This is a genomic window from Iodidimonas sp. MBR-22 (assembly GCF_029946565.1).
In the GTDB taxonomy this organism is placed as follows: domain Bacteria; phylum Pseudomonadota; class Alphaproteobacteria; order Sphingomonadales; family Rhodothalassiaceae; genus Iodidimonas; species Iodidimonas nitroreducens.
In genome coordinates this window covers 19,798-27,803 of sequence record NZ_JARKVQ010000023.1, presented here as the reverse complement: position 1 = coordinate 27,803, position 8,006 = coordinate 19,798, and the positions used below count along the sequence as shown (strand labels likewise).

At 56.6% G+C, this 8,006-nt stretch carries 17 protein-coding genes and 1 pseudogene; all 18 read left to right on the top strand.

Annotation, left to right across the window (positions count from 1 at the left end; genetic code table 11):
- Positions 1-216, top strand: a pseudogene (gene tuf / locus QK300_RS13025) (elongation factor Tu); the annotation flags it as partial.
- Positions 217-276: 60 nt separating this feature from the next.
- Positions 277-591 (top strand): 30S ribosomal protein S10, encoded by a 315-nt coding sequence (gene rpsJ, locus QK300_RS13020; RefSeq protein ID WP_042084117.1) that lies wholly within the window; start codon positions 277-279, stop codon positions 589-591.
- A 6-nt stretch (positions 592-597) separates the two neighbouring features.
- On the top strand, positions 598-1,359 hold the full coding sequence (rplC, locus tag QK300_RS13015; protein WP_348651898.1) for a 50S ribosomal protein L3: 762 nt from the start codon (positions 598-600) through the stop codon (positions 1,357-1,359).
- Between the two features lie 4 nt (positions 1,360-1,363).
- On the top strand, positions 1,364-1,984 hold the full coding sequence (gene rplD, locus QK300_RS13010) for a 50S ribosomal protein L4 (RefSeq protein WP_042084112.1): 621 nt from the start codon (positions 1,364-1,366) through the stop codon (positions 1,982-1,984).
- Positions 1,981-2,274 carry a 50S ribosomal protein L23 gene (locus QK300_RS13005; RefSeq protein ID WP_042084110.1) on the top strand — a complete coding sequence of 98 codons (294 nt, stop codon included), beginning with the start codon at positions 1,981-1,983 and terminating at the stop codon, positions 2,272-2,274. The genes rplD and QK300_RS13005 overlap by 4 nt, the downstream gene beginning before the upstream one ends.
- 4 nt (positions 2,275-2,278) lie before the next feature.
- Positions 2,279-3,118 carry a 50S ribosomal protein L2 gene (rplB, locus tag QK300_RS13000; RefSeq protein WP_281302131.1) on the top strand — a complete coding sequence of 280 codons (840 nt, stop codon included), beginning with the start codon at positions 2,279-2,281 and terminating at the stop codon, positions 3,116-3,118.
- Between the two features lie 14 nt (positions 3,119-3,132).
- Entirely contained in the window at positions 3,133-3,411 is a 279-nt protein-coding gene (gene rpsS, locus QK300_RS12995; protein WP_042084105.1) for a 30S ribosomal protein S19, read from the top strand.
- Positions 3,412-3,413: 2 nt separating this feature from the next.
- Positions 3,414-3,791: a 50S ribosomal protein L22 gene (rplV, locus tag QK300_RS12990; RefSeq protein ID WP_042084103.1), complete on the top strand. Its 378-nt coding sequence runs from the start codon at positions 3,414-3,416 to the stop codon at positions 3,789-3,791.
- 2 nt (positions 3,792-3,793) lie between these two features.
- Positions 3,794-4,489 (top strand): 30S ribosomal protein S3, encoded by a 696-nt coding sequence (gene rpsC / locus QK300_RS12985; RefSeq protein ID WP_042084101.1) that lies wholly within the window; start codon positions 3,794-3,796, stop codon positions 4,487-4,489.
- A gap of 30 nt (positions 4,490-4,519) precedes the next feature.
- The gene (gene rplP, locus QK300_RS12980) at positions 4,520-4,930 is read left to right on the top strand and encodes a 50S ribosomal protein L16 (RefSeq protein ID WP_042084099.1); all 411 of its coding nucleotides are present in this window, start codon (positions 4,520-4,522) and stop codon (positions 4,928-4,930) included.
- A gap of 25 nt (positions 4,931-4,955) precedes the next feature.
- Entirely contained in the window at positions 4,956-5,147 is a 192-nt protein-coding gene (gene rpmC / locus QK300_RS12975) for a 50S ribosomal protein L29 (protein WP_042084096.1), read from the top strand.
- A 30-nt stretch (positions 5,148-5,177) separates the two neighbouring features.
- Complete coding sequence (rpsQ, locus tag QK300_RS12970; protein ID WP_042084094.1) at positions 5,178-5,426, top strand: 30S ribosomal protein S17; 249 nt, start codon at positions 5,178-5,180, stop codon at positions 5,424-5,426.
- A gap of 42 nt (positions 5,427-5,468) precedes the next feature.
- Positions 5,469-5,837 (top strand): 50S ribosomal protein L14, encoded by a 369-nt coding sequence (gene rplN / locus QK300_RS12965; RefSeq protein WP_042084092.1) that lies wholly within the window; start codon positions 5,469-5,471, stop codon positions 5,835-5,837.
- Positions 5,834-6,154 carry a 50S ribosomal protein L24 gene (rplX, locus tag QK300_RS12960; RefSeq protein WP_348651897.1) on the top strand — a complete coding sequence of 107 codons (321 nt, stop codon included), beginning with the start codon at positions 5,834-5,836 and terminating at the stop codon, positions 6,152-6,154. The genes rplN and rplX overlap by 4 nt, the downstream gene beginning before the upstream one ends.
- Positions 6,147-6,707, top strand: coding sequence for a 50S ribosomal protein L5 (rplE, locus tag QK300_RS12955; protein WP_348651896.1), 561 nt, complete (start codon positions 6,147-6,149; stop codon positions 6,705-6,707). Before rplX ends, rplE begins: the two co-directional genes overlap by 8 nt.
- An 18-nt stretch (positions 6,708-6,725) precedes the next feature.
- The gene (gene rpsN, locus QK300_RS12950; protein ID WP_042084085.1) at positions 6,726-7,031 is read left to right on the top strand and encodes a 30S ribosomal protein S14; all 306 of its coding nucleotides are present in this window, start codon (positions 6,726-6,728) and stop codon (positions 7,029-7,031) included.
- A gap of 12 nt (positions 7,032-7,043) precedes the next feature.
- Positions 7,044-7,442 (top strand): 30S ribosomal protein S8, encoded by a 399-nt coding sequence (gene rpsH / locus QK300_RS12945; RefSeq protein WP_042084082.1) that lies wholly within the window; start codon positions 7,044-7,046, stop codon positions 7,440-7,442.
- Between the two features lie 26 nt (positions 7,443-7,468).
- Positions 7,469-8,002, top strand: coding sequence for a 50S ribosomal protein L6 (gene rplF, locus QK300_RS12940; RefSeq protein ID WP_042084081.1), 534 nt, complete (start codon positions 7,469-7,471; stop codon positions 8,000-8,002).
- Positions 8,003-8,006: the final 4 nt, after the last annotated feature.

The window sequence follows — 8,006 nt, the reverse complement described above, 5'->3', positions numbered from 1 at the left end:
TTTGCCAATTATCGTCCGCAGTTTTACTTCCGGACGACGGATGTGACGGGGACGGTGACCTTGCCTGAGGGCACGGAAATGGTGATGCCGGGTGATAATGTGACGATTGGTGTTGAATTGATTGCGCCGATTGCCATGGATGAAGGCCTGCGATTCGCGATCCGCGAAGGCGGCCGCACGGTGGGTGCCGGCGTTGTTGCGTCGATCGTCGCCTGATTGATCATCGCCTGAATTGAAGATAGATCCGCAGCGAATGCGGTTGAGAAAGACAAAATAATGGAAGCGCAAAATATACGCATCCGATTGAAGGCGTTCGATCACCGAATCCTGGATCAGGCTTCGGGGGAAATCGCGAACACCGCCAAGCGGACAGGCGCATTGGTTTTGGGGCCGATCCCCATGCCGACGCGAATCGAGAAGTTTACCGTTCTGCGCTCGCCGCACATCGATAAGAAGTCGCGCGAGCAGTTCGAGGTGCGGACCCACAAACGCCTCCTCGATATTATCGATCCCACGCCGCAGACGGTGGACGCACTCATGAAGCTGGATCTTTCGGCGGGTGTGGACGTCGAGATCAAGCTGCAGGGGTAAGCAGCAATGCGCACCGGATTGATAGCAAAAAAAATGGGCATGACCCGCATTTTCGATGACGCCGGACGCCACGTCCCCGTGACGGTTCTGCAGATCGAAGATTGCCAGGTTGTCTCGCAGCGCACCACCGATCGGGATGGCTACACAGCCGTTCAGCTTGGTGCGGGCAAAGCAAAAGTAAAGAATGTGTCTGCGCCGATGCGCGGGCATTTCGCCAAAGCCGAAGTCGAGCCTAAGATGCGTCTCGTCGAATTCCGCGTTTCGGATGATAATCTGATCGATGTGGGAGCCACTCTTTCTGTTGAGCATTTTGTGCCCGGTCAGAAAGTGGATGTGAGCGGGAACAGCAAGGGCAAGGGATTTGCCGGTGCCATGAAACGGCACAATTTCGGCGGTCTTCGCGCTTCGCATGGTGTGTCTATCTCGCATCGTAGTCATGGCTCGATTGGCCAGTGCCAGGACCCTGGGAAGGTTTTCAAGGGTAAGAAGATGGCCGGTCATATGGGCGATGAGCGGGTGACCACGCAAAATCTCGAAGTGGTGGATGTGCGCGCCGAAGAGGGCCTGATCCTCGTTCGTGGTGCCGTACCGGGTGCCAAGGGCTCGTGGATTCTCGTTTCGGATGCGGAAAAATTCCCGCTGCCCGAGAATGCGCCGCGCCCCGCCGCCATCAAGGCCGTTGCCAAAGCACAGGCCGCTCCAGCCACCGATGCGGCGCCGACGGCTGAGGCCGAACCGGCGTCTGCTGATCACGAGACGAAGGAATAGTGCAATGAAAGCCGACGTCTTGACTTTGGATGCCGAAAAAGCGGGCTCGATCGAGCTTGATGATGCGATTTTCGCATTGGAAGCCCGTGCTGACATCCTTCACCGTATCGTCAATTGGCAGCTTGCCAAGCGCCGGGCCGGCACCCATGCGGTTCAGTTCCGTTCGGATGTGACGGCCACCGGCAAAAAGGCCTATAATCAGAAAGGCTCCGGCAATGCCCGCCATGGCAATCGTCGCGCCAATCTGTTCCGTGGGGGTGGCCGCGCGTTCGGGCCGATTCCCCGGGATCATGGCTTTTCCCTGCCCAAAAAAGTGCGCAAGCTGGGTTTGAAAACCGCGCTCAGCGCCAAGCAGGCCGAGGGTCGTCTGGTGATCCTTGACACGCTGGCACTGGACGAGGCAAAGACCAAGAGCTTTCTGGAAAAGCTCAGCAAGCTTGGCCTTGCCAATGCGCTCTTCATTGACGGTTCCGAAATTGATGCGAATGTGCGGCGCGCTGCTGCCAACATTCCCAACATCGATGTGCTGCCCAGCCAGGGTGCCAATGTGTACGACATTCTTCGTCGCGACACGCTGGTCCTGACCAAAGCCGCCCTCGAAAAACTTGGCGAGAGGCTGAAATGACCGGCCACAAGCATTATGACGTGATCCTGCGTCCCGTGATCACCGAAAAGGCGACATTGGGTGCAGAATATAATCAGGTGACATTCATTGTTGCCCCCAGCGCCACCAAGCCCGAGATCAAGGCGGCCGTGGAAGCGCTGTTCGATGTCAAGGTGAAGAAGGTCAATACACTGGTTGCAAAGGGTAAAACCAAGCGCTTCCGGGGTATTCCCGGGCGTCGCCCTGATGTGAGAAAAGCGATGGTGACCCTTGTCGAGGGCCATAGCATCGATGTGACGACGGGGATCTGAACAAATGGCATTGAAACAATATAAGCCGGTGACCCCCAGCCAGCGCGGCCTCGTTCTGGTTGATCGCTCGCAGCTTCATAAAGGCGCGCCGGTCAAGAAATTGACCGAAGGTCTGAGCAAAAAGGGCGGCCGGAACAATAATGGCCGAATCACTGCGCGGCGTCGCGGTGGTGGTCACAAGCGGACCTATCGCATCATCGATTTCAAGCGTCGTAAATGGGATATGGAGGCTACTGTCGAGCGTTTGGAATATGATCCCAATCGGTCGGCCTTCATTGCCCTCATCACCTATGATGATGGCGAGCAGGCCTATATCATTGCGCCGCAGCGTTTGGCTGCGGGTGACAAGATCGTGGCCGGCAGCAAAACCGATGTAAAGCCCGGCAATGCCATGCCCTTGTCATCGGTTCCGGTTGGCACCATCGTTCATAATGTCGAGCTGAAAGCCGGTGCGGGTGGCAAGATCGCCCGAGCTGCCGGGACCTATGTGCAGCTCGTCGGTCGTGATCAGGGCTATGCCATTCTGCGCCTGACATCCGGTGAGCAACGCAAGGTGCGGGCCGAATGCATGGCAACAGTGGGTGCGGTTTCCAACCCCGACAAGCAGAATGAGACCCTGGCGAAAGCCGGTCGCAATCGCTGGCTTGGCAAGCGTCCGTCCGTGCGTGGTGTTGTGATGAACCCGGTGGATCATCCTCATGGTGGTGGTGAAGGCCGTACATCGGGAGGCCGTCATCCGGTCACCCCATGGGGCAAGCCGACCAAGGGTGCGAAAACACGGTCGAACAAGGCCACTGATAAGTACATCGTGCGGTCACGACATGACCGTAAGAAGAAACGGTAAGGGGGCCGATTGAAATGGCACGTTCTGTTTGGAAAGGCCCGTTTGTGGAACTTTCTCTGCTCAAAAAGGCAGAGGAAATGCAGGATGCCGGCAAGAAGCAGGTGATTAAAACCTGGTCGCGCCGGTCCACCATCATGCCGCAATTCGTTGGCCTCACCTTTAATGTTTATAACGGTCAGAAGTTCGTACCGGTTTACGTTACGGAAGAGATGGTTGGTCATAAGCTTGGTGAATTTGCGCCGACGCGGACCTATTATGGTCATGCGGCGGACAAGAAGGCGAAGAGGAAGTAATCGTGGGTAAGCAAGTCAATCCGCGCCGCGTTTCCGATAATGAGGCGCTGGCCGTGGGCAATATGCTCCGCGGTTCACCACAAAAGCTCAATCTGGTGGCGGAAACCATCCGAGGCTTACCGGTTGAAAAGGCGCTGGCATCCCTGCGCTTTAACCGCCGGGGCGCCGCCGAGCAGGTGCGCAAGGTTCTCGAATCGGCTGTGGCCAATGCCGAGAACAATCACAATCTCGATGTCGATCAGCTCGTGGTCGCCGAGGCAAGCGTGGGCAAATCGCTGGTCATGAAAAGATTTCGCGCCCGTGCCCGCGGTCGTGTCGGCAAGATTTTGAAGCCCTTCAGCCGGCTTCGGATCGTTGTCCGCGAAGTTGAGGAGAAATAAGGATGGGTCACAAGGTCAATCCGATCGGTCTGCGCCTTGGCGTCAACCGGACATGGGATTCGCGCTGGTATGCGGATCGCGGTGAATATGGCAAATTGCTGCATGAAGATCTGAAGATCCGTGAGTATATCAAGGATCGTCTGGCCCAGGCCGGGGTCAGCCGGGTGATTATCGAACGCCCCGCCAAAAAGCCCCGGGTCACGGTTTATTCCGCGCGTCCGGGTGTGATCATCGGCAAAAAGGGTGCAGATATCGATAAGCTCCGTCTTGAGCTTTGTGCACTGACGGGCCAGGAAACGACGCTGAACATCGTTGAAATCCGCAAGCCGGAAATCGATGCCACCCTGATTGCTGAAGGCATTGCCCAACAGCTCGAGCGCCGTGTGGCGTTCCGTCGCGCCATGAAGCGGGCGGTGCAATCGGCGATGCGTTTGGGCGCTTTGGGTATTCGCGTTAATGCGGGCGGTCGCCTTGGTGGTGCTGAAATCGCGCGGACCGAATGGTATCGTGAAGGGCGCGTGCCGCTTCACACCTTGCGGGCCGATATCGATTATGGCACAGCCCGGGCCAAGACGGCCTATGGCATCTGCGGGATCAAGGTCTGGGTGTTTAAGGGAGAAATCATGGAACATGATCCCTATGCTCAGGAAAAGCGCCATCAGGACACACAGACAGCGAATGCCGGTGGGCGTCGCTGATAACGACCAAGAGTTTGAGGGTAAAGCATCATGCTGCAGCCGAAGAGAACAAAATTCCGCAAAGCGCATAAGGGCCGTATCAAAGGCCTGGCAAAAGGCGGATCAAATCTGGATTTCGGCTCTTATGGGTTGAAAGCGACGCAGCCGGGGCGTATTACAGCGCGTCAGATCGAAGCTGCACGTCGGGCGATGACCCGGCATATCAAGCGTGCAGGCAAGGTTTGGATTCGCGTTTTCCCGGATGTGCCGGTTTCCAAGAAGCCGACCGAAGTGCGTATGGGTAAGGGGAAGGGGGCTCCTGAATTCTGGGCCGCCCGGATCAAGCCCGGCCGTATCATGTTCGAGCTTGAAGGGGTGCCAGAAGATTTGGCCCGCGGCGCGTTTGAACGGGCGGCTTCCAAGCTGCCGATCGGCACTAAATTCGTTATGCGTCAGCTTTAAGCCGACCATTGAGGAGACGTGAGCTATGAAAGCTGCGGACTATAGAGCAAAAACGGCTGACGAGCTCACCTCTGAGCTCGGCACGCTGAAAAAAGAACAGTTTAATCTGCGTTTCCAGGCGGCCGCGGGCCAGATGGAAAATACAGCGCGGATGCGCCAGGTGCGACGCGATATCGCCAGAATCAAAACGATTCTCGGCGAAAGCAGCGCAGCCTGAGCCATTTAGGTAGGTTGAGAAGGATCGGTCATGCCGAAACGCATATTGCTGGGCACTGTTGTTAGCGACCTGACAAACAAAACCGTTGTGGTTTCTGTCGAAAGGCGCTTTAAGCATGCCCTCTTGGGTAAGATCGTGCGCCGTACGAAAAAATATCAGGCGCATGATGAAAAGAACGAATGGAAATCGGGTGACCGGGTACGCATTGAAGAATGCCGTCCGATCTCCAAAAACAAATGCTGGCGCGTCATTGGCGGCGAGCATGTTGAAACGGTCTGATCGCCTTGGGCGTGATGACATCACTTTTGAAGGTTTGAATCCATGATCCAGATGCAAACGAACCTCGATGTTGCCGATAATTCCGGCGCCAAGAGGGTGCAGTGCATCAAAGTGCTGGGCGGTTCCAAGAAAAAGACCGCCGGCGTTGGTGACGTGATTGTGGTTTCCATTAAGGAAGCCATTCCACGGGGGCGTGTGAAGAAGGGTGACGTGCATCGTGCCGTCGTCGTTCGCACTGCCAAGGAAGTCCGTCGCGCCGACGGCTCCGCCATCCGCTTTGATCGCAATGCCGCCGTCCTGATCAACAAGCAGGGCGAACCGATCGGGACCCGTATTTTCGGCCCGGTCGTGCGCGAGCTGCGTGCCAGCAAGCATATGAAAATCATATCGCTTGCTCCGGAGGTGTTGTGATGGCTGCGAAATTGAGAAAAGGCGACAAGGTCGTCGTTCTTGCCGGGCGCGATAAAGGCAAACGGGGCGAGATCACGCAAGTGATCCCCACGGAAGGCCGTGCGGTTGTCCGGGGCGTCAATATGGTCACCAAGCACAAGAAACCCACCCAAACCGGGCCGGGCGGTATCGAGCAGATGGAAGCGCCGATTGCGCTTTCGAATCTGGCCATTGAAGATCCCAAGGATGGCAGCCCGACACGGGTTGGTTTCAAAATTCTCGACGGCGGCCGCAAGGTTCGTGTGGCGAAGAAGTCCGGGGAGACAATCGATGGCTGAGGCACAATCCTATACGCCACGCATGCGCGGTCGTTATGACGAGGTGCGCAAGCAGCTTCAGGAAAAATTCGGCTATAAAAATCCGCTTGAAGTGCCCCGGCTCGACAAGATCGTGATCAATGTGGGTGTTGGCGATGCGGTGGGTGATTCCAAGCGCATCAATAAGGTGGTTCAGGAAATCACCGCGATTTCCGGGCAAAAGCCGGTTGTCACCCATGCCAAGAAATCGATCGCCGGTTTCAAGCTGCGTGAAGGCATGCCGATTGGTGTGAAGGTGACCTTGCGTGCGCATCGCATGTATGAGTTTCTGGATCGTCTGGTAACGGTTGCCCTTCCGCGGGTGCGAGATTTCCGTGGGGTCAATCCCAAAAGCTTTGACGGCCGGGGCAATTTTGCCATGGGCCTGAAAGAGCAAATCGTGTTTCCCGAGATCAGCTATGACCAGGTTGATCACGTACGGGGAATGGACATTATCATCTGCACGACGGCCAAGACCGATGATGAAGCGCGTGAGCTTCTTCGTGGTTTTGACATGCCGTTCACGCAGATCTGAGCCGGGTGGGTAGAGCACATGGCTAAGAAGAGCGCCATTGAAAAGAACGAGCATCGCAAGACGCTTGTAAAGAAGTACGCCGCAAAGCGTGCACGGCTGAAGGCGATCTCCGAAGACCGGTCGCTGCCTGAGGAAGAGCGCTTCATCGCGCGTCTCCAACTGGCTGAGCTGCCGCGGAATTCGGCCCCAACGCGGGTGCGTAACCGCTGTGAGGTGACGGGTCGTCCCCGCGCCTATTATCGCAAGTTCAGAATTTCCCGCATCGCGCTTCGTGATCTGGCCTCGACCGGTCAGCTTCCCGGTGTCGTGAAGTCGAGTTGGTAAGGAGGGCACCCCATGTCTATGACAGATCCATTGGGTGATATGCTTACCCGCATCCGAAATGGGCTTCAGGCCCGCAAGGATGAGATTTTGGCCCCCGCTTCAAAGCAGCGTCAGCGCGTGCTGGATGTGCTGCAGCGCGAGGGTTTCATTCTCGGCTATGAACGGGCCGATCTGGACAATAACAAAGCCGAGTTACGGATTCGCCTCAAATATCATGAAGGTGATCCGGTGATCCGGTCGATCCAGCGTGTGTCAAAGCCCGGGCGTCGGATTTATTCCGGTGTGACAGAGCTTCCCCGCGTTGCGAATGGCCTGGGCATCTCGATCGTCTCCACCCCGAAGGGGGTTTTGTCTGATGCCGAAGCACGGGATCAGAATGTGGGCGGCGAAGTGATTTGCACGGTCTTCTAGGGCTGGCTCGAGGATAGGAAAGAAACATGTCGCGTATCGGAAAAAGACCGATCGAAGTTCCTTCCGGTGTCACGGTATCGCTTCAGGAAAGCGCCGTCTCCGTGAAGGGCCCGAAAGGTGAGCTGGCCGCCCCCCTCGTTTCCGAGGTGAGCGTCACGCTGGAAGACAATATGGTTTCAGTGAAGCCGAAGGATGACAGCAAGCGGGCTCGCTCCATGTGGGGGATGCAGCGCACTCTGGTCTCGAACCTGATTGAAGGGGTGAGCAAGGGCTTTGAGAAGAAGCTTGAAATCACCGGCGTGGGTTATCGTGCCCAGGTCAAGGGGTCGGCGCTCAATCTTCAGCTTGGTTACAGCCATGATATCGATTTTCCCATCCCTGAGGGTGTGAATATCGTAACGCCGGATCAGACGACTGTCGTCATTTCCGGCACCGACAAGCAAAAGGTCGGTCAGGTGGCTGCTGTCATTCGTTCTTATCGTAAGCCGGAACCCTATAAGGGCAAGGGTGTGCGCTATTCGGGCGAGTATATCTTCCGCAAGGAAGGCAAGAAGAAGTAACAGG